This is a genomic window from Brevibacillus sp. JB24b (genome assembly GCF_051713385.1).
GTDB lineage: Bacteria > Bacillota > Bacilli > Brevibacillales > Brevibacillaceae > Brevibacillus_B > Brevibacillus_B laterosporus.
Map to the genome: position 1 here is coordinate 3,103,296 of NZ_JBNVQV010000001.1, position 19,253 is coordinate 3,122,548.

At 32.4% G+C, this 19,253-nt stretch carries 26 protein-coding genes and 1 pseudogene; 4 read left to right on the plus strand and 23 right to left on the minus strand.

Annotation, left to right across the window (positions count from 1 at the left end; genetic code table 11):
* The first annotated feature begins 22 nt into the window (after positions 1-22).
* Positions 23-1,155 (plus strand): IS3 family transposase gene (locus ACQV1I_RS14440; protein ID WP_438769971.1). Its coding sequence is split into 2 segments (ribosomal slippage): positions 23-248 and positions 248-1,155, totalling 1,134 coding nucleotides; the frame shifts between segments, so codons are not numbered across the junction.
* Here ACQV1I_RS14440 and ACQV1I_RS14445 read toward each other — a convergent pair.
* The 9 genes from ACQV1I_RS14445 to ACQV1I_RS14485 all read right to left on the minus strand — a co-directional run bounded on the left by ACQV1I_RS14445 (position 1,152) and on the right by ACQV1I_RS14485 (position 7,729).
* Positions 1,152-1,640 (minus strand): metallophosphoesterase family protein, encoded by a 489-nt coding sequence (locus ACQV1I_RS14445; protein WP_161555126.1) that lies wholly within the window; start codon positions 1,638-1,640, stop codon positions 1,152-1,154. The two genes, ACQV1I_RS14440 and ACQV1I_RS14445, sit on opposite strands and share 4 nt — an antisense overlap.
* A gap of 84 nt (positions 1,641-1,724) precedes the next feature.
* The gene (locus ACQV1I_RS14450; RefSeq protein WP_094702838.1) at positions 1,725-2,012 is read right to left on the minus strand and encodes a hypothetical protein; all 288 of its coding nucleotides are present in this window, start codon (positions 2,010-2,012) and stop codon (positions 1,725-1,727) included.
* The gene (locus tag ACQV1I_RS14455; RefSeq protein ID WP_161555127.1) at positions 2,009-2,176 is read right to left on the minus strand and encodes a hypothetical protein; all 168 of its coding nucleotides are present in this window, start codon (positions 2,174-2,176) and stop codon (positions 2,009-2,011) included. Before ACQV1I_RS14455 ends, ACQV1I_RS14450 begins: the two co-directional genes overlap by 4 nt.
* Positions 2,169-2,423 (minus strand): hypothetical protein, encoded by a 255-nt coding sequence (locus ACQV1I_RS14460; RefSeq protein WP_116335142.1) that lies wholly within the window; start codon positions 2,421-2,423, stop codon positions 2,169-2,171. The genes ACQV1I_RS14455 and ACQV1I_RS14460 overlap by 8 nt, the downstream gene beginning before the upstream one ends.
* 287 nt (positions 2,424-2,710) lie before the next feature.
* Entirely contained in the window at positions 2,711-3,721 is a 1,011-nt protein-coding gene (locus ACQV1I_RS14465; protein WP_094702842.1) for a phage lytic cycle repressor MrpR family protein, read from the minus strand.
* Positions 3,714-5,084: a DNA sulfur modification protein DndB gene (locus ACQV1I_RS14470; protein WP_116335143.1), complete on the minus strand. Its 1,371-nt coding sequence runs from the start codon at positions 5,082-5,084 to the stop codon at positions 3,714-3,716. Before ACQV1I_RS14470 ends, ACQV1I_RS14465 begins: the two co-directional genes overlap by 8 nt.
* A 113-nt stretch (positions 5,085-5,197) precedes the next feature.
* On the minus strand, positions 5,198-5,593 hold the full coding sequence (locus ACQV1I_RS14475; RefSeq protein WP_116335144.1) for a hypothetical protein: 396 nt from the start codon (positions 5,591-5,593) through the stop codon (positions 5,198-5,200).
* Between the two features lie 374 nt (positions 5,594-5,967).
* Positions 5,968-7,305, minus strand: a complete 1,338-nt coding sequence (locus ACQV1I_RS14480) for a hypothetical protein (RefSeq protein WP_116335145.1) — start codon at positions 7,303-7,305, stop codon at positions 5,968-5,970.
* Positions 7,306-7,453: 148 nt separating this feature from the next.
* Positions 7,454-7,729 carry a hypothetical protein gene (locus ACQV1I_RS14485; protein WP_236645906.1) on the minus strand — a complete coding sequence of 92 codons (276 nt, stop codon included), beginning with the start codon at positions 7,727-7,729 and terminating at the stop codon, positions 7,454-7,456.
* A gap of 177 nt (positions 7,730-7,906) precedes the next feature.
* On the opposite strand from ACQV1I_RS14485, the gene ACQV1I_RS14490 reads away from it, so the two are divergent.
* Positions 7,907-8,398, plus strand: coding sequence for a hypothetical protein (locus ACQV1I_RS14490; protein WP_116335146.1), 492 nt, complete (start codon positions 7,907-7,909; stop codon positions 8,396-8,398).
* 385 nt (positions 8,399-8,783) lie between these two features.
* Here the strand turns inward: ACQV1I_RS14490 and ACQV1I_RS14495 are convergent, their stop codons facing one another.
* From ACQV1I_RS14495 to ACQV1I_RS14535, 9 genes are all read right to left on the minus strand, one after another.
* Entirely contained in the window at positions 8,784-9,014 is a 231-nt protein-coding gene (locus tag ACQV1I_RS14495) for a hypothetical protein (RefSeq protein WP_116335147.1), read from the minus strand.
* A 69-nt stretch (positions 9,015-9,083) separates the two neighbouring features.
* On the minus strand, positions 9,084-9,314 hold the full coding sequence (locus ACQV1I_RS14500; RefSeq protein ID WP_328588864.1) for a hypothetical protein: 231 nt from the start codon (positions 9,312-9,314) through the stop codon (positions 9,084-9,086).
* Between the two features lie 123 nt (positions 9,315-9,437).
* Positions 9,438-10,016, minus strand: a complete 579-nt coding sequence (locus ACQV1I_RS14505; RefSeq protein WP_116335149.1) for a hypothetical protein — start codon at positions 10,014-10,016, stop codon at positions 9,438-9,440.
* A 149-nt stretch (positions 10,017-10,165) separates the two neighbouring features.
* The gene (locus ACQV1I_RS14510) at positions 10,166-10,708 is read right to left on the minus strand and encodes a hypothetical protein (protein ID WP_116335150.1); all 543 of its coding nucleotides are present in this window, start codon (positions 10,706-10,708) and stop codon (positions 10,166-10,168) included.
* A gap of 32 nt (positions 10,709-10,740) precedes the next feature.
* Positions 10,741-12,159, minus strand: coding sequence for a hypothetical protein (locus tag ACQV1I_RS14515; RefSeq protein WP_116335151.1), 1,419 nt, complete (start codon positions 12,157-12,159; stop codon positions 10,741-10,743).
* 39 nt (positions 12,160-12,198) lie between these two features.
* Entirely contained in the window at positions 12,199-12,723 is a 525-nt protein-coding gene (locus tag ACQV1I_RS14520; RefSeq protein WP_116335152.1) for a hypothetical protein, read from the minus strand.
* A gap of 45 nt (positions 12,724-12,768) precedes the next feature.
* Entirely contained in the window at positions 12,769-13,050 is a 282-nt protein-coding gene (locus ACQV1I_RS14525) for a hypothetical protein (RefSeq protein ID WP_116335153.1), read from the minus strand.
* Positions 13,051-13,074: 24 nt separating this feature from the next.
* Positions 13,075-13,623: a CPBP family intramembrane glutamic endopeptidase gene (locus ACQV1I_RS14530; protein ID WP_116335154.1), complete on the minus strand. Its 549-nt coding sequence runs from the start codon at positions 13,621-13,623 to the stop codon at positions 13,075-13,077.
* A 258-nt stretch (positions 13,624-13,881) separates the two neighbouring features.
* Positions 13,882-14,088: a hypothetical protein gene (locus ACQV1I_RS14535; RefSeq protein WP_116335155.1), complete on the minus strand. Its 207-nt coding sequence runs from the start codon at positions 14,086-14,088 to the stop codon at positions 13,882-13,884.
* 168 nt (positions 14,089-14,256) lie between these two features.
* Here ACQV1I_RS14535 and ACQV1I_RS14540 point away from each other — a divergent pair, with 168 nt between their 5' ends.
* Entirely contained in the window at positions 14,257-14,547 is a 291-nt protein-coding gene (locus ACQV1I_RS14540; RefSeq protein WP_116335156.1) for a hypothetical protein, read from the plus strand.
* Between the two features lie 425 nt (positions 14,548-14,972).
* On the opposite strand, the gene ACQV1I_RS14545 is transcribed toward ACQV1I_RS14540, so the two are convergent.
* Positions 14,973-15,218, minus strand: coding sequence for a transglutaminase domain-containing protein (locus ACQV1I_RS14545; RefSeq protein WP_201747446.1), 246 nt, complete (start codon positions 15,216-15,218; stop codon positions 14,973-14,975).
* A 351-nt stretch (positions 15,219-15,569) separates the two neighbouring features.
* On the opposite strand from ACQV1I_RS14545, the gene ACQV1I_RS14550 reads away from it, so the two are divergent.
* Positions 15,570-16,349 (plus strand): alpha/beta fold hydrolase, encoded by a 780-nt coding sequence (locus ACQV1I_RS14550; protein ID WP_116335158.1) that lies wholly within the window; start codon positions 15,570-15,572, stop codon positions 16,347-16,349.
* A gap of 239 nt (positions 16,350-16,588) precedes the next feature.
* Here ACQV1I_RS14550 and ACQV1I_RS14555 read toward each other — a convergent pair whose 3' ends face one another.
* From ACQV1I_RS14555 to ACQV1I_RS14570, 4 genes and pseudogenes are all read right to left on the minus strand, one after another.
* A complete protein-coding gene (locus ACQV1I_RS14555) occupies positions 16,589-17,101 on the minus strand; it encodes an SOS response-associated peptidase (protein WP_328588865.1) in 513 nt (170 codons plus the stop codon).
* 359 nt (positions 17,102-17,460) lie between these two features.
* Positions 17,461-18,006, minus strand: coding sequence for a hypothetical protein (locus tag ACQV1I_RS14560; RefSeq protein WP_116335159.1), 546 nt, complete (start codon positions 18,004-18,006; stop codon positions 17,461-17,463).
* A gap of 302 nt (positions 18,007-18,308) precedes the next feature.
* Complete coding sequence (locus tag ACQV1I_RS14565) at positions 18,309-18,431, minus strand: hypothetical protein (RefSeq protein WP_268878086.1); 123 nt, start codon at positions 18,429-18,431, stop codon at positions 18,309-18,311.
* Positions 18,432-18,646: 215 nt separating this feature from the next.
* Positions 18,647-19,183 (minus strand): annotated as a pseudogene (locus ACQV1I_RS14570) (SDR family NAD(P)-dependent oxidoreductase); the annotation flags it as partial.
* Positions 19,184-19,253 lie beyond the last annotated feature (70 nt).

Below are 19,253 nucleotides of genomic sequence, written 5' to 3' on the forward strand. Positions count from 1 at the left end.
GAGATGAGTACGGATGAAAAGTATGAACAAGAAATATAACGAAGATTTTAAGAGAACGATTGTAGAACTTAATCATTCTGGTCAAAAGGTAAAGAGTTTATCTAGCGAATATGGCGTTTCAGAAGTAACCATTTATAAATGGGTGAAAGAATTTACTTCTTTCGGAGAAGGAGAACAAGCCATAACACCTAAAGAAGTTGTTGCTATACAGAAAGAAATGCTCCGATTAAAGCAGGAAAATGAAATTCTAAAAAAGGCTATGTCCATATTCGCGAAAAAATAGACGTAGCTGAGTTAAACCAATTCATTGAGACGAATAAAGAAAAGCATCCTATCCAGATTATGTGTGAGGTACTAAATATACCAAGGAGCACTTACTACTCCTATAAGAAAGAAGCTTCCCCTCGTGAAAATGAAAACCAGCAGATTACGAAAAGAATCATGCAAATTCACCTGGAAAGTAAGGGACGTTATGGTGCTCCAAAAATTCACTTTCTGCTAAGAAGTAAAGGTGTTTCTATTAGTTTGAAAAGAACTCAGCGACTTATGAAAAAGGCAGACATTCGATCAATTACAAGGAAGAAATTCCGCCCGCAATCTAGTAAAGATAGAGTAATAGAAAGACCTAATATACTAGATCAAGACTTTACAACAACATCTATTAACGAGAAATGGGTAGCAGATATTACCTATATCCATACTCTTCGAGATGGATGGTGCTATTTGGCATCCGTTCATGATCTACATTCAAAGAAAATTGTTGGATACTCTTTTTCTCAGAATATGACAGTAGGGTTAGTTTTACATGCGTTAGAAAATGCATACGTCACTCAAAAACCCGCAAAGGGTTTAGTGCTTCATACCGATTTAGGTACACAGTACACAAGTCAAGATTTCGCACAGCGTGTTGAGGAATACCACATCATTCACTTATGTAGCAAAAAGGGGTGCCCCTATGATAATGCCTGCACGGAGTTATTTCATGCCATACTGAAAAAAGAAGAAGTAAACCATGTGACGTACATAGATTATAAGTCAGCAAAGCTTGCGCTTTTTACATATCTAGAAGGCTGGTACAATCGCAAACGGATACATGGAGGTTTAGGCTACAAAACACCACAAGCAGTAGAAGATTTGCTGAGAAACGTATCCTAGCACTTAACTTTTTTGTGTCCAAGATATTGACTCAGATCCACACATTTATAGATATTCTGATCTAAATTATCAATTTTGGAATGTACATGACCATGAACATTTCCGGTTAAATCAGTACTTTTGATTGCAACTCTTAACGGGGTTTCAGATTGCGGATAGTGACTAAGTAACATTTTGTTAATGAAATAATAGTTGTAAACGTCAAACCCTAGTTTCTTAAATTTTGTATTAGTATATCTTTTATCATGATTACCACGGATTAAAATCTTTCTACCGTTAAGTTGGTTGGCGATTTCCTCCATTCTTTTAGCATTACAAAAAAACACGTCTCCAAGATGAAAAATCAAATCATTTGGTTTAACTACACTGTTCCAGTTATCAATAAGAATACTTGTCATCTCAATCTTGTTTTTAAATGGTCGCTGCTCATACTCAATAATGCTTGAGTGATCAAAATGTGTATCACTCGTGAGCCAAATATCCAAGTACAAAAAGCACCTCCTTTATAGTCGATGAAATTCATGTTTTATCTTATAACTAATGCACACCTCATATCCCTTCTTTAAAAATTAATGCATGTCACTCTTATACTCATTAACGAACTGATAATGTTTCATAACATCCACAAGCATCTGTTCCTTTTGTTCACTCGATAGATTATTATAATCCTCCTCGCTCTCAATTACATCGACTTCACGCCATTCCCCATTCGCTTCTTCAGGAGTCAAATATTCAAATGGAACTAAAATACCTTCTGCTAATAAACCCTCACTTGACATTTCATACACTGTAAAAGAAACAAGACTTTCTACTGCTTTCTTATTTTTCATTAATTCGATTGCCTGATAATAATTCAAGTTTTCCCCTCCTTGTTTAAATCATCAAACCAATCCTTAAACAATTCCTCAAAGCTCATTTTGATATCCCCAATAAAAATACCCGGTTCTTTATTATCAAATGTAACTTCTATTCCAAGTTGCTCACCTAATGCAATTGCACGTTGTTTTTCAGCATTAGTCATAATATTCCCTCCAACTCTTGTCATCAGCAGGATCAGCTTTGTATTCTGTGCTTAATACCAACAAAGCTCGGTAAAGAACATTAATCTTACCTCTAACAGTGTCCTTGCTCTCATCAAATTCATATATGAAATCAAAAATTGTTTGCTTTGGATCGTAACAGTCATCTTGTCCATGTAACAAATCATATGCAGCTTCTATATACTCAAAGGCACTTTCAAGTTCTTGTTTTACATTTTCGGGTAGCATTTACTCACCTCTCTTTCATCCAATGAAAGCCAGATTTTATTGCTAAACATAATTTTAATGAGATAATTAATTTTTAATTAATAAGATATTTTTTCTTATGCAAGACTCTTTGAGGTCATTTTTTAATCTCCTTTTTATAGATCACTTCTTACAATCAACTTCATTATTTATAAGATTATTTATTTTCATTTTATATCTTTCTTCCAAATTTGTAAACACCTTTTGGTAATTTTTTATTCTTCATTCTAACAAATAAACCCTCAGTCAAAATTCTGAGGGTTTTACTCTTATTCTCCGTACAATTTTTTAATAACATCCAAGTTAACGTACTCTCTAATCCTATGATGGATTTGAGCATAATTATTAGCTGAAGGCGTTTTTTGTATATTGAACCTTTCACAAATCTCATTTAATTGCTCTTCTTCTAATTTACCGTCTCTTTTATATAGTTGATACCCCATATAAATCATACCCGATCTTGTTATTTTTAGAGCGGTGAAATTATGAATTCCAAAATGCTGTCCTATTACGTTTAAACGTCTTGAAATAACATGTTTTTTCACCGCATCAACATGGACAACTCTAGTATTAGCTGGCTTCAATATATAGCCCGTTTCTAACAATTCAATACTTTCTTTTTGATTTCGTGATGTTTCTGGAACCCCCTGTCCGTTGTTCTTAAGATATTCTGTTTCTAAATAGGCTGCTTTTATTAATTCGATTAATTTATCAGAAACAATCAATTCTCTTTTACTGCCATCTAAGTCAGTTAACAAGGTAATATTTCGCTCGAAATCTACCTCGTAGTATTTTAAATTTCTTATCTCACAATTTTCTTTCCCTGCCATACCTTCGAATAAAGCTAACGGTATAACAGCATCCTGTTTATTTGCTGCATAATCAACAATTTCTTCAATTGTTTTCTTAGAATAATATTGTTGTACACTTTCATCTATGAACTGCCTAGCATATCCTTCTACATGTTTTAACATAACTACTGGGTTAATATTATTTTCTCTGTATCCATTCTCTATAAACCAATTTATATAGGTTTTAACAATACTTATGTTGACATTGCTAGCTATTATGCTAACAGGGTTAAAGTGAGTGAATAAATCATCTAAATCACTTGTATTAAAATTTCCTAATTCTTTCCCCTTCTCTTCTTCAACATCTTTACTTGCTTTCAAAATTCCAGCATACAACTCATATGTTCTAATATTATCTGAGTACTTGTCTAAAAAAGCTTTTTTATACTCTTCATTGAAAAAACCATCCTCATACTTTAAATTAGACATTTTTTATCTCCTCTTCAATGTTTAATTTTTTAAACAAGTTAAGTATCTTTCTCTTAGATTTTGGAGTTATATTTTTATTTTGGTCTAGAATACCTGCATCTTGCCAAAGTGGATTGCTACGTGAAAAATCAAATTTACTCAAAACTTTTGTTATATCACTTAATGGTAAATCTAAATCATTTAATTTTTTGGCTAGCATCACATAAACATTAAACATTTGGTTTTGATTTACAACAGTTTCTTTCTTAGAATTATCTACTTCGACAATGAATTCATTAGGGTATTTCATTGCAATAGAATCAAACGTCTCTTTTAATATATCTACGACATTTTTAGCCTCAATAATATTTGTTGGATGAAAATTTTCATCTATAGCTGAGTCTAGAACATTGAAAGTTACTAATTGATCAAATGAAAGCGAGTCACTTGAAGATATTTTGTCTCCTATTACACTTTCCTCTCTAAGCTGCTTAACAACATAAGAAGAAAAACTTTGACGCATCTCTGCTAATCTTGAGGCGCTCTGACTGGTAAAAGTATTTATTTGAGAAAATAAGATTTGAGCCTTCTTTGTACTATAATTAACAATTCTTAAACCAAATGTCATCTTAATATCAGGGTTTACTTTAAGAGCATTAACTAAAGCTGTTAACCTATGAAACCCATCCAAACAATCTAATTTGGTTCCCTCAGTTACAGTTAAGGTCTTATCTTTCTGATTAAAGAGCAACTCTTGTCCAGAATCAGATGAGTTTAATCTTGCATTTAATGTTATATTCGTTCTAACTAATTTCCCTGCTAAAATCAATTTAGTTATTTCCTTCACTGCTTCTTCATTAAGTTTTGGAACTTTAATAATACCTGTAGGGGAACTGCTTGTTCTAATTATTTTTGCCTCTCTTTGCGTATCAAAATTGTACTGTATGATATTCCCTTCCACTAATTCATAAATTTGCTTCTCGGTAATAAAGGTATCGTAATCATCAAGTTCGAATTGTTTCGCTTCTGTAAACGTATAAGGTAGCAAACTTTCATTCTCAATACTTTCAGAAACGATCTCCATTAATTTTACTTCATTAATCTCATTTGAAGTAAAGTAATTTTGTGCTTCTACTTTTATTTTTAATTCACTATCTTCCTTGATAAAAGCTTTTATATAGATAAGAAATAAACACAGTATGCTATTTTCTACTTGATTCAAAGGAGTCTTACCATTTATGATGCGCTGAGAGTCAGCTAAACCTATGCCATGTAACGATAGAAGTTTTTTAAAAGAGTATACATTTTTTTTGCTAGTCTTAATTTCTGCTATGGCTTGAGCCAATACCTCTTCAACCATTTCTCTAGTCACACCAATTTGCACTCGATCATCCTCTTTCGGAAATAATATATAAATTTAATTATAATCGTTTTTATTTTCTATTATACAGTTTAGCAATGTATAATGACAACAAAAAAGACTCCTTATTATAGGAGTCAATTAATCCAGTTAATATCTGATTCTAACACTTTAAAAACATAGGATTCTTTTCCAAATTCTAATTCAATGAATTCACAGTCTAGATTTAAATATGAAAGCATCATCTCAGCACAGAAGGCTGGCTTTACGCCCTCAAGCTCTTCTTCTTTTCCTAACTTTATGCGAACATTCATATGTATCTCGAAATGTGTTATTTCATCAAACACTTCCTTTCCCACTACAGTAGCCTTAGTCACATCTAACCTAATATCTGTTCCGCTTGTGGTTCCTACTGTGATATATTGATTTGTTATTGAGCCACAGAAGTCAAAGCTAGAATTATCAATTTCAAAAGAGAAAATTCCATTTGCATATATTATTTTATTTATATGATTTTCTAGAAAAATCAACATCGAATACCTTCTCCCCTTGATATTAGTCTGGAATCTCCTAATTACATACAGCAGTTAGTTAATTTTTAATTTATATACTGTTTTAACGGATATTTCTATTTTTTTATTACTATTTACATTTAAACACATATCCAAAAGAATTAAAATATATACAAAATGGAATTGTTACGACATAATTCGACAATTTCTTAAATAAAAAAACCTCTCAGAAGTTATTGAGAGGTTTTAAGGTAATTATGTACTTACTTCTATGGTCGTTCTCCTGCGTCCATTCGTGCTACTGGGCGTTCTCCTGCATCTGCACTTACTACTGATGCCAATGAAACAAGGCATAATACTGTAAGCATTGAAAGTAATAGTTTTTTCATTAATGATCACCTCCTTTCATTGTTATTATATAATTTATATAATAATTTCTTATGATTCTCATTTGCATGTTCAATATTTTTACTCAATAAAGCGACTAACTCACCAAACTCAAGAGTTACATTTAGATTAATTGCAATTTCTGCCGCTTCCAGTAATCTACTTATTCCTTTTTCGAATACTTTATTTTGTATATGTATTAACCCCTCTGCCCTTTTAAACTTCATAATCTTAAAAGCTAGATGAGTTTTATCATTCTTATCTAAGTTTAAACGTTGATTACATTTTTCAATTAATTTTAATGCAGGATCTATTTGAGTTGTTTCCGAATATTTTTCAAGAACTATTGCAAGTGTAGATTCTCTAGTTGGAGAAGGGTTTTCCAGTGCAATTTCAATAAGATCATCAGCCTTGGTCATATCTCCAAGATGTATGTGTGTGATTAAATGATTTATCATTGCTTGCTCTTTAAAGCCATCAATGTTTTTATATTCATTAATAACCTTTAAAGCTTCATTAAATCTTTGTAGCCCATTTAGAGCAAACCCTTTAGAGACTAATGCAAAACCAAACTTATCTTCGTTCTTCTCTTTTGCTAACTCCTCTAAAGTAACTGCTGCTTCATATAACTTGTCCCACTTAAAATACATCTTGTAGTAAGCGCAAACTCGCTCATATGCAACTAATTGTTCATCCTCTGGCATAAAGCGAATAAAGTTTTTCATTAGTATAAATCGTTCATGTACTTGTTGTGGATCGAATCTAAGTAAATAAAAAATTCTTAGATAGCAAACCGCTAACTGCGGAGAAAAACTCTTCTCTTTTTCTGAAATGAGCTGATATAAATACAATGCATGGGCATATTCTGGTTGGCTGTAGCTTACAGTGCTTGGATCATAGGGGTACTTTTCTTCTGCATGAAAAAAAATTTCTTCTGCTAGATCAAAGATGACTTTTGTATTTTTTTCATTTATAACTTCTTCAATCAATTCTGACACAATATCATACAATGACAGGTCTAAGCATCTTTTAATAAAATCTTTTGTTTTTCCTTCGATAAAAGTGCCGCTTTCGCTCTTCTTTGTTTTTCTTTTTAACTCACCTAAAAACAAAGGATAAAAATGCCCTTCTGGAAGTTGTAGGATAGATGCAATGGAATCAATCATTTCTACGTTGAATTTTCTATCCACTGAATCACTGGGTCTTAGAATCCTCGTTAGATTGGTTACATTATCTATTCCGAGTAGTTCAGCTAATTTATTCATTTTTAAGCCTTGAGATTTTCGTTTAATGTTAATCTCATGTCTAAGGTACACTTGCAATTCCTGATAATCTGAATAAATCATAAAATCACCTCCACAACCAGTTAATTCCCACATCTTTATTATATCATAAACAATCATACGATTTCAATTTTATTTTTTAATTAATATAATGTTGTTTTTTTCTTATAGTATTAATTGCTCATATGTATCAAACGACTACCCCTGTTAGCTAGTGTAGTCGCAATAATCTCCTGCTCGAGTCCTTATTAATTTGTTTCTCTTCTACCTGCTCTTCTTCTTGTTTCATATTATCAAAGAAATGACTATAAGCCTTACCTATTTTTTCAAATTCTTTTACTGTTTCCAGTATATCTTTATCAATACCAAATATGTTAAACACATTTTGCACGATAACCAATTTTGAAAGGCTGTCAGTTTCTTGTAACTCTAATTCAGCCTCTTTGCCCTTATCATCTTTAATGGAAATTTTAACTATTAATGACATTTTATAATCACCTCACTTTGATGATTATAAGTAAAATAAGGGGACAAGGCAATAAAAGAAATACTCCACTACTATGTAAAACAACAGCCATAAAATAATGTTTGATTTTTCCATAATCTAAGGTATATTTTAAATAGTAATTATATTCCATTTAAACCAAAAAAAGGAGCGTCTTGAATGGTCAATAAATTAAAAGTATCAACACTTAGTATTATTGCTTCATCATTATTGCTATCTAGTCCTGTATTTGCTGGTACTTCTGACGAAACAAATATAGACACCAACTCTGGTTTAACGACTACTGCCATTGCAGAATCTAATATTAAGAAAGAGCAATCTATTCAGCCTCAGCAGGCAAAAGAATTGTGGAGCGCTAGTTTTTTTGTTGAAGATTATTATTTAATTCCCTATGATATTACAGATCAAAGCAAAATTGAAGTTAGAACAGATACTACAATTTACACTAATGATACAAATAGAATTTATGATGTACTATTAATGGAGTATGATAGTTTGGGATTTAGAGGAGGGGGCTTTGTTGAGGTCAAAAGAGAAACAAATCCCGTTCATGGAGGAGCAGGTTGGTATTTCAAATTAGACAAGGATTCAAGATATAGATTGAAAATTATAGGAAATGTCAAAGGTAATGTAACAGTATATCCCGGTTGATTTCACGACTTCGATATACTAATCAAATTTTCTATTATTTTAAACGAGCCTAAAAGCAATTATTTAGGCTCGTTTTCTTTAGTAAAGTGCAAACTTACCTAATTAAGTTATTTTTACAGTTTAAAGTTCGAATAAAAACAGTATTTTATCAATTCTTTCTAAGTATGTATCTCGTAACAAAATGTATCACTTCAATTTTTTCTATCTCTTTCAATTCTGCACAGTATTCACAAATATGTTCTGGCACTGCCTCATAGTATTCAGAAACTTCTTTTAGTCCGCTGATCCTTCTATATAATACTCTAACAGGAAGTGCATATAACATTCTTCTCCTTATCACTATTAGTTATCACGCTACCATATTTTACTTTTTAAATGTTCATTCTCAATAACGATTATCGTTTCCTTTTTCAAATGAATCACTTTCTAAGAATTTAATAAATCCATCGGGATCATTCCCTATATCACAATTATCTATATACATATCAATAACCGAATCATTATAGATTTTTTTCTTTTCTAGCCAATCACGTACAATTCGATCGGTTTGCATTGCTACTTCGTTCGCTTTAGCGTTTTTGATAATAGCTTCTCTTATGTACTTCGGAACCTTCATCTTATTTCCCCTGTCTTAAAGTAACATTTTTATTTAAACTCCAGTCTACCAAAAATTGAATATGAACGTTCATGAAGACATTAATTCCTTAATTGCTTTCTTATACCGCTTAATTCTACTGTAATCTTGGTCAGTTGGATTAGATATACGTGTCAAATCGCAGTTATCTTCTATATCTCCCATTTTTACTTCCTTTGCAATCGGGTTACGTTTTGCACGCTTAATAAAGTCCATATAAGTTTCACCGTCTTGTCTTGTTAAAGCAAATACAGCATCAATCATTTCTTCTTCAGTGCTCATTTTTAGCATCACTCTTAACGGATGCAGTATGTACGGATTACCACCTTTATCAACTTGACCAGCATGTGCTTTAGTGGCTATAACAATTGCTTTTTCTAGTGTTCCTATCTGAAATTCATCTCCTTAAAAATTTCTAATCACACCTTTAAAATTTTCTTTTTTAACTATCTTATCTTCTCTAATTAAAATTTTACATTCAATACATTCATAATTTCTAGATTTTGCTTTTTTAAGTACTTTGTAAAATTTAGTTTTCGGTATATACATTAATTTTTGAACAAATGTTGCCTTTCTAATTTCAATTTTAAAACCATACTTATTTGCAATTTTTATTAATGATTCACTGTCGATATGATCAGAAACAAAATATACATTCATTTTAAGTTCTCTTGCTCTATTTATTACTAATAATGCAGATCGAATATTTCCTGAACTACCTAAATGTAATTCTACGTTCTTGGAAAGTGGATTATAAAAGCTGTTCTTATCAGGCATTTTCCAATTTCTTTTACTAATAAATAGTATAGTTACATTAAATACCAGAAAAAAGCACAACACAGATGCTCCAATGCTAAAGACTATTGTAAAGATTGTTTCGAAACTATCAATTGAAAATCTACTAATAAACAAAGTAATTAATAGAGCCAACCAAACATATACAAAATAAAGTGTAAGTATTGCCCAATCAGTTAACTGTTTCATCGTACCACCCTTAATCATTTATCTTATGAGATTTGCTTGCTATTAAATCTCGTTATATTTCTGTCTAATTAAATCAATCATTAAATTATATTCAGTGGAAACGCTGTGATCTTCCTCCGGTGTTTTCTCCTCTTAAAATCCCCATTTTATTAATCCAAAATAGCATAACTCAATTTATCAATTATCTTTTCCAGTTCTTTCAATTTCGTTCGCATTTCATCTCCGTATAGTAGCAATCTTTTCTTTATTCCCTCATGACCTTTAACATTCCTTGAAACAAAAAAATATCCATCATATTCAATGAAAATTGCATCGGGATGATGATACTTAATATAACTATAAATTCTTTTAGCCACATTGATGTCTGAATAACATCTAAAATCTTCCCGAGCAAACAAATCAATTTCATTCTCAATACCGCTAGTGTCAAAGTCGATTTTATATTCTCTTCTAACTCGTTCACTTATTAGCTGTTCTTCAGTGTTTAATGATTTAGATAAGGATGAGGAGTACCGCTCAGACAGAATGTTCATTATTTGATTGAAAAGAGGGGAAAACCTTTCGCAGATGACAGGAACACCTTTTTGGAATACGTTTAGATATATTCTAGTAAAGTCGTGAGCAACATCAAAGAAATATTTCTTACCTTTAAATTGAAAAACATGTTTATTTATTATCAAAGTTCTCTGCAATAACCTCCCCTCCCTTCTTCAATATGTTGATTCTACTGTCTTTCTATATATCTTGATAGAACCCATCCCTTTTTTCTTTCGTTATTGTATTTAAAATCAACATAAGACCAATCTTTTCTTTTTCTCATGAAAATAACTTCTTGCTCCTTTTCAAGATAAGCAATCGTCTTTGAACGATGCCATGGATTTTCTTTTACTTCTAGCTTGTCTTTTTTTGAATATCTAAAAGACTTTTGCCATAGTAAAGTAATAAACATAGCAGAATCTATTGATGGAACTGGTACACTAAAGCTGCCAGAAATAGAACTGCTAATTATTAAGAGTATAAAAAAATTAACAACATGAATTGCAAGCCATAATAAAACTTGATTTACCCATTCTGGTCTTTCAGTAGGACTTTGCAATTTTTGGTCTAATGCATCTAACTTCTCTTCTGCAGATAAATTAGACTCAAAGAATCCTGAATCTTGCAATTCAGCATCTAAAGCTGAGTGTAATAGCTCCTTTTCAGGGAGGCTAGTTTCATCAAAATCATAAAAATTAAGATATGATCTAAAATGATGAACATATGTTTCTAAAGATGATAAACTAAAAGCAGATATTTTCGCTGTTTCCAAAATAGTATTATTTATCCTGCTATTTTCTACTAAATAATCCAAGTTGTTTTTTATACTATTGTAAATATCAAAATTATATCTCAATGAAGTTGCTCTACTTATCTCACTACTTGACTTAAATGCTTCTAAAGCAACTTTTGTGATATTGAAAACCTTATTTAAATCAGGTAATTTTCGCAATTCTACATTTGGAATTTTAATTTGCTCTTGCATTGCTTTGGTAGCCAATGACCCATAATATAATGTATCATTAATATTTTTACCGAGAGACAGCACTCTTGAAAAATCATTAAATGTCTTTTCATGTTGACTTATATGCTTTAATAGGTGCATTTCAGGATAAACAACATTTAGATAACGAATACTTGAATAGGGACTAGATACTTGCTGTGCAAGTTTTGTAATAGTATCCAGCCCTTTCAATCTCTGAACCCCTAGATTTTTTTGATTATGTAAATCATTTTCTTCCTTTTTATAGCTTTCCAATGCTAGTTTAAACCGTATGAAAAAATCATCTTGATCATTTATTTCTTCAAAATGACCTTTAAACTTTGTATTTCCATTAACATACAGATGCCCTAGTTCTATTAAATTTTTATCTTGTAGTAAACTTAATCTTTGAAATATGTCTTCATCTTCGTTTGGACTTATCACTTTGTCCGCTATGAATTTCAAGAAAAACTCTCTATCTGTTGTGTACTTTTGATGTTTGTCAAAAAATATATCGGCTGCTGATATGTAATTTCTAAATCTAAACTCGTCTCCTCCTTCTTGGATAATAAATGCTTTTTGCTCTATAGACTTTATGAAATCTTCTGTAGTATTCTTTGCCATATTTATTCCTCCAAATCCATATTAGTTAAAATACCAATTTCATTGTTTATCCGCAAAATGATAATTTCTGTGATGTAAATGCCTTATCATTTCTATCATTTGAGTTTGAGAATAACCATATCGCAAAAGGACATTCTTCTTAACTTTAATAATATCCATTGAATACTTAATGTTATCTAAATACGCATCATTTGCAAATCTCTTTCCAACTTCATTAACCTCTTTCCTTATTGTGTGAGTGTGTTCTTCTACTAAGTATAATGCATCCACTATTTCCATTGCTGCTTTCAAACTAATATCCTTTATTTCTTGGAAGTTGTTAATGAAATAGTAGTGTTTGGTATATTTATAGCCAGTTTCATTAAAAAAATCATCTCCATGTTCAAACCAATCTTCTGAAACCAGATGTTCATCTATGCAATGTTTTAAATCAAGCTCTTCTTCTAAATAAAGATATTTAGCAACTTCCATTACACCATTAAAAACTATTTTAGGTAGAGGTTCTTTTTCAAGAACTTTCTCTTTATCGTTGGAATAAGTTATAACTTGCATTAGCTCTAACATAAACTTTACTCCTCCTTTTGTTGAAGAAAATATCTCTCATTTGCTTCATTGCCCATTAACTTCATGGATAGTACCAATTGCTTCAATTTCTTTCTCAGTTGCTTCTTGATTATCTTCTATAGCTATCCACCCCGTACCAAAACTCTCATTCTTCCCTAGTTTCTCAGCTAGTTCAAACACATCTAATCCAATTTCCTCTTCGATTTTTTCTTTAGCCAATTTAATAATTATGTTTTCATCAATATTTACACTAGATGTAAGTACAGTTGTATGTAATGTTGTATAAGGCTTAAGCATAAAGAATACTGTCCAACTATTAGCTTTCATAGCATCTTTCTTTCTAGAATGAAATTACCTTTTTATTTGTACTCTTAAATGATTTGGTTGTACATATTTAACAAATATAACAACAATAGAGAGATAAAGTATCAAAGTAAAAATACTTCCTTCGATACCATACACTCCTCCGTTTATCAAAGAATATTGAGATATATCCGTTTTTAAAACGATAGTTTTATCTCGCCATATTCCCATAATTCCAGAGATGTAATTCCATGAGAAATGGAAACCAAATGAAAGCCAAATTGCTCCTGATTTTTCTCTCATGTATGAATACATCAGTCCAGCTAAAAACAAGGTAATTATGACAAAAACATTGATACCCGATCTAAACAGATGAAATATTGCAAATAACCCAGAACTAACTATTGCTGATGCTATTGCACCAAATTTGTATTTCAAAAAACCATAAATACATCCTCTGGCTACAATTTCTTCTCCTAAAGCTGAAATAATACAGTAAACCGTCCATACAAATAATGCTTTTGCATCAAAAGAAAACCCATTTATTTTATGCCCTTCAAAAAATAAAACAATGAAAAATACACAAATAATAGACAGGAATCCTCCCGTAAATCCGTTAGCAACAGCAAATTAAGTTGCTACTATTTAAGCCTAGCGACCATTTTTTTCTGTCAAATAAAAAGTACGTTAGTAAAGACGTAATTATTAAGCAAGTATAGAAACCGTATTCCTCTATATCTTGTAAAAACCACCCAACTATTAGGAATGCAATAGTGAATACTCCCACTCTCTTAATTGTTTCCGATAAAAATTTTATCATTTCTTTCCCCCGATCAAACTCTCCTTTCATCTTATTTATAAATCTCTAATTGTTTCCCATATCTTTTTTATAGGATTTTTCTTTTCTTGGTTCGCTGCTAATATCTCGAAAATCCATGGCTCACTTTCAACACTAAATGAAACGTCATCAGTCGTATTGCACTCTAACAATTGGTCAATTGACATCCCATATAGTCTTGAAAGTAATATCAATGTTTCAAAATTTGGCTCTCGTTTTTCCAATTCCTATCCACTTATGGTGGCACTTGCAACATTAATTCTAGCGGCAATAAGCTTTTTCCTTTTTCGCAGGATAGGGATCTTAATAATTCCCAATTGTTTGAATTGTTGACATTTTCTTATTTATAACTTATATTGTTAGTATATTCTAATAAAGAGAGGTATTAACACATGCTAAAAAAAGGTTATTTAATTCTTGCTGTTGTAATTGCTTTACTTTCAATTTCTTCGAGCTCATTTGCAGCTGATGTAGACAAAAAATTTGAAACTATAGTAAAAGAGTATAAAAATTTAAAAACCGAGAGACAGATTCCATCTGAGATTCCTTACGATAATGGAAAAGGTTATGCTGGAAATTTAAAAGCTAAACCTGGACCAGTCTGCACCAACTATGGTACCCAAACTTCCCCTTCAATTACATGCTTTGTTACCTATGAAGGCTGGATTTACTATTCTTACTGATACTGTGTTAAGTGAATCTCCGATTACATAGAAGTCTATTTGTTACGATGCCCCTCTCATTGAGAGGGGATTTTTAATTCCTTCGAAAGTTGTAGAAATGGGAAGGTAATTCTGGATCTTTTTCAGTTAATAGGAAATATATGGTCGCTCCTACTTCATCCATACATTTTGAAATTTGCCGCTGTACTGCCTCAGTGTCGTGTGTTGCAGTACGTGTATAAATTGCTATCATATATCATCTTCCTTTCAATTCTTCATAAACTTATTTAGGATATTATTATAGATTTCACCCAGCCTATTTGCGTTATAATCATTAAATTCTTCAAAATCATGAGCCACTTTGTTTTGTATTATAAACTGTGAGTGCCAATCTCTATTCTTGGTGACTATAACTTCTTCATGTACTTCTTCGAATTGATCAGCAGTCAAATCATAATTATTTCCTCATACTCCACCCAAGCATGACTATATCCATTTCTCATGCCCCATACATAAAAAGTCTCGATACCCTTTGAAGATAAAAATTTTGAAAAGAGTTTACTTGTATCTCCACAGCAGCCTCTAGGAAATTTATCGAAATATGATGATTTGGGAAATTCACTCATTGGCATTGACTGAATGGCTTTTCTAAAAATAACAGCATATTCTCTAATCTGGCTATCATTATTCAATTTCTCTCCCTTTTAATAAAAACCATCTTTTATTTAATATACGTATTGTTAACCCATTTAATCTTTCCAACCGCCTAATAGCTCAACTTCAAAACCATGTTTTTTATAAAAGTGAATTAATCTACTTCCATAGTTCAACAACGTTTTGGTCTTCAATTCACCATTCTGTTCATTTCTGCAAGGGTTTCCTGTCCCATTAAATTTATCACATTTGTTCGAATGACAGGGTTGTTTTCAAAAGCTATCCACTCAATAATTTCAACCGAATTTGACGCCGAAATTAGGCATTCACCTTGCCTAGGGCGAATATCTTAATGGGGAAGTACATTTTTTAAAATTGAGGTGATACACTTGGGATACTTCGTTACTGTGGAACCGGGCGTAAAAGTATTTATAGAGGACATCAATCCGAAGGGAAATAAAACGATACTTTTTATTCATGGATGGCCGCTAAATCATAACCAGTTCGAATATCAGTTCAATTTCCTTCCTAAGCTCGGATATCGTTGTATCGGAATGGACTGGAGAGGATACGGCAATTCGGATAAGCCATTCGACGGTTACGGTTTTGACAGATTAGCAGGTGATCTTCGTATGGTCATCGAAGCGTTACAGCTAAGAAACATAACACTGGCAGGACACTCTACCGGAGGCGCGATCTCGATTCGTTATATGGCTCGTTACAAAGGGTACGGGGTATCTAAACTCGTCCTGATCGACGCTGCGTCTCCATCAAGCGTTCCAAAAGAATTTACGAATAAAATCATCGAAGAAACAAACAATGACCGTCCGAAAATGCTGCAAAACCAAACGGGGATTTTTTTCTTTCAGTACATTTCTGAACCGAAATCCGAATGGTTCTTTCTAATGGGTTTACAAGCTGCGAATTGGTCGACTTCCGCCATTATGGTCACGCTAAGAGACGAGAATGTTTACAACGACCTTGGACAGATCGATGTGCCCACATTAATTATTCATGGAATTCATGATAAAGTCGTTCCGTTTACCCAAGCTCAGGAAACAAATAAGCTGATTAAAAATTCGCGATTAGTTCCATTCCAATACAGCGGCCATTGCCCTTTTTTGGAGGAGCGTGATAGATTCAACCAACTATTATCTTCTTTTGCATAACGCCTCTGATTAGCCGCACCATCGCTCCCCATAAATATAAGCCGATATGCCGGTACCAATTTCCGTAGCTAATTAATATAGCTCCCTCTTCTTTGTTCTCATTACACGATTATAAGCCAAATGTAATATTCTGTAAAACGCAAAAGAATGTATTCTACTTACATATCCCTATTTAAGAAAATAAGCTACTTAACGTATTAGTCATGTACAATATGTTAAGCAGCTTATTTTAATCGATTCTATAAAGTTAGGTCTTTATAAAGATCATTTTTAACTTTACCTACCATTTTAGACACAGCATATGCTTTCATTTGTTCTTCATCAAATGGTAGTAGTAATGTCTCTAATAAATCACCATCTTGTACATTTCTGTTTAGCCACAATGGTTCATCTTCTCTCTTGATTATTACTGGCATTCGATCATGTATGTAAGCCATTAAAGTATTAGGCTTAGTAGTAATAATTGTGCATGTATTTATTCTTATTCCATCTGGATTTATCCAAGTATCGTATAATCCAGCCAATGAAAATACACCTTCATCTCGCATCATGATTCTCATTGGCTGTTTATCATTGCCGATCCGCTTCCACTCGTAAAACCCATCAGCAGGGATTATGCACCGTTTTCTAATAAACAAATTCTTAAATGATGGTTTTTCTCTGATTGTTTCCGCTTTAGCGTTAATCATTTTATAAGCCGTTTTCTCATCTTTTGACCAAGAGGGAATCAGTCCCCATTTAAGTTGTCCAATTCGATTTTTATCTCTTTATCATTTATTATCGCAGCTATATTTTGAACTGGAGCAATATTTTTTATTAAATGTCAACAAAATCGTTAGAAGTATTGATTTACTCGAAATTTTTTATGGTGTAACACATTTATTTATGTTCTGTGAGCAGATTTTCGTGATCCAAGGAGAATTGGTGGAAAGCCCTCTTTACTATCAGATTGACAACTTAGATGAGAAGTTTGAACTAACGGTCAGTTTAATTAAGTGTAATAATTACGGTTGACGAAAGTTGCTTTCAAGCACTACTCCAGTTATATACAGTATTTTAAAAAAGTTTGATTATTTTTGGCTCCTTCTTCAACTAAAGCCCCGTTAGTTAGTCAAGATAACCTAATTGTTACTTCTTCTATTATTCGATCCACAATGGAGGACGTATGTAAATAACCCTCAATGATAACGTCTGAACTGGGTTTAACTGACCTTTCCATTTCCAAATAAGCCGGCCTTCCGCTTACTAAATAGTCTGTTAAATCATTCCGTATATCTTCAATTGGATTCTCTTTGTAATCTCTTAGGAGTCGTCTAGCCATAGCCATATCCAAAGGGGTATCAATATAAATAGCCATATCAATATAATCACGCACTTCATTGTTCAAATATGCAAATGGATAATCAAGGACTATATATTTCAGTGACTCGTCTTTAAGAAGTAGCTGAATATCTTTAATCAATGGGAGCAAGTTCCATTCATTATAATCTGCTCCTTTCTCGACCCATTCACAAATGTCCTCTGGACCTTCAAAGTCGTAGTCATCAAAATACAGAGCCTTAGTTTTATCTAACTTATTAATCAATGATTTTGTTACCGTGGTCTTTCCTCCACCAGATACAGCAGCAATTGAAATCACCTTTAGTTTTTGTTTCATGATTATCACACTCCAGATATTGAGCTACTTCTGCCCGTTAGTACAATAAGAAAAATGCCACTACCTTCTTTAATCAACAAAAGTTATATCGGTTCATCATTTTCGTAAACAGTTTCATCTTTTAATTTGACTAGTATCACTCAGGTATCCCCATTTCTACAAACTAAACTCAATTATGTACTAGATTCATAGACTATTATATCAGTTGTTAAACCTTTCCAAAATACACTTATTTATTAAATAATTGAGATCCTATAAAAAAGAATATTGCAACAACTAATCCCATTTCTTGTTTCCCTCCGTTATACCACCATTGTATTTTCAAAATTGATACTTGTTGCTATTTGATACGGTTGCAATCCGGTTGTTATTCTTTCATCAATCAATCCTGCGCTTACCATCATCGCATAATTAACTTGCTCCATATAATGAGGCTGTTAAGTACTTTGTCGCTAGTATGGATCGAAAAAAAATTAAAGTAACCGATGAGGAAGTTAAAGGATTGATTGAATCTACTCTTCATGAATGGAAAAATGAATTGAACAAACAAATGAAGTAAAATAATTTACCCCTTCTGGCTATAACGCTGGAAGGGGATTTTTTTGTTTATATGGGAAGTTATCTTTTGTCGGAGCATTAACAATACCATACCAAAGGTTTTGGTCATGCCAATTACTCCTGCTTTGGATGCTGCATAATTGGTTTGGCCAATATTACCTGCATGCCCTACGATGGATGATGTGTTAATGATTTTTCCAGCACCTTTCTCGATGAGATGTGGAATGACCGCTTTTGTACAATAGAAGACTCCGTTTAAGTTAACATCGATCACCCGTTGCCATTGTTCTACCGTCATTTTCGCTAGCATAGCATCTTGTGTAATACCGGCATTGTTAATCAGAATGTCCACTGTTGAAAATGCTTCGATTACATTTTGTACCATTTGCTCTACACTTGCTATGTCTGAAACATCCACCTGTACGTATCTAACATGTTCAAAACCAGCCTGCTGGCACTCTTCCAATAAAGTGATTCCTGCACTTTGATTGTAATCAGCGATGGCCACCTTAGCACCTTCTGCTAAAAATAGCTTAACGGTCTCTTTGCCTATTCCGTTGGCGCCTCCTGTTACGATCACTACTTTATCTTGTAGCTTTTGCATATTTATACGACTCATAATAACTGTTTCTCCTCTCTATCAGGTATTTGAAGTATATTCAACCGATAAATCAAAATTCATAATAGAG

What these genes read in the sequence shown, in the direction of transcription:
- ACQV1I_RS14455 (WP_161555127.1), bottom strand. Translation starts at nt 2,176, where the DNA reads ATGACTAATGCTGAAAAACAACGTGCAATTGCATTAGGTGAGCAACTT.
- ACQV1I_RS14460 (WP_116335142.1), bottom strand. Translation starts at nt 2,423, where the DNA reads ATGCTACCCGAAAATGTAAAACAAGAACTTGAAAGTGCCTTTGAGTAT.
- ACQV1I_RS14465 (WP_094702842.1), bottom strand. Translation starts at nt 3,721, where the DNA reads ATGTCTAATTTAAAGTATGAGGATGGTTTTTTCAATGAAGAGTATAAA.
- ACQV1I_RS14475 (WP_116335144.1), bottom strand. Translation starts at nt 5,593, where the DNA reads ATGTTGATTTTTCTAGAAAATCATATAAATAAAATAATATATGCAAAT.
- ACQV1I_RS14480 (WP_116335145.1), bottom strand. Translation starts at nt 7,305, where the DNA reads ATGATTTATTCAGATTATCAGGAATTGCAAGTGTACCTTAGACATGAG.
- ACQV1I_RS14485 (WP_236645906.1), bottom strand. Translation starts at nt 7,729, where the DNA reads ATGTCATTAATAGTTAAAATTTCCATTAAAGATGATAAGGGCAAAGAG.
- ACQV1I_RS14490 (WP_116335146.1), top strand. Translation starts at nt 7,907, where the DNA reads ATGGTCAATAAATTAAAAGTATCAACACTTAGTATTATTGCTTCATCA.
- ACQV1I_RS14495 (WP_116335147.1), bottom strand. Translation starts at nt 9,014, where the DNA reads ATGAAGGTTCCGAAGTACATAAGAGAAGCTATTATCAAAAACGCTAAA.
- ACQV1I_RS14500 (WP_328588864.1), bottom strand. Translation starts at nt 9,314, where the DNA reads ATGAGCACTGAAGAAGAAATGATTGATGCTGTATTTGCTTTAACAAGA.
- ACQV1I_RS14505 (WP_116335149.1), bottom strand. Translation starts at nt 10,016, where the DNA reads ATGAAACAGTTAACTGATTGGGCAATACTTACACTTTATTTTGTATAT.
- ACQV1I_RS14515 (WP_116335151.1), bottom strand. Translation starts at nt 12,159, where the DNA reads ATGGCAAAGAATACTACAGAAGATTTCATAAAGTCTATAGAGCAAAAA.
- ACQV1I_RS14520 (WP_116335152.1), bottom strand. Translation starts at nt 12,723, where the DNA reads ATGTTAGAGCTAATGCAAGTTATAACTTATTCCAACGATAAAGAGAAA.
- ACQV1I_RS14525 (WP_116335153.1), bottom strand. Translation starts at nt 13,050, where the DNA reads ATGAAAGCTAATAGTTGGACAGTATTCTTTATGCTTAAGCCTTATACA.
- ACQV1I_RS14540 (WP_116335156.1), top strand. Translation starts at nt 14,257, where the DNA reads ATGCTAAAAAAAGGTTATTTAATTCTTGCTGTTGTAATTGCTTTACTT.
- ACQV1I_RS14560 (WP_116335159.1), bottom strand. Translation starts at nt 18,006, where the DNA reads ATGAAACAAAAACTAAAGGTGATTTCAATTGCTGCTGTATCTGGTGGA.
- ACQV1I_RS14565 (WP_268878086.1), bottom strand. Translation starts at nt 18,431, where the DNA reads ATGGAGCAAGTTAATTATGCGATGATGGTAAGCGCAGGATTGATTGAT.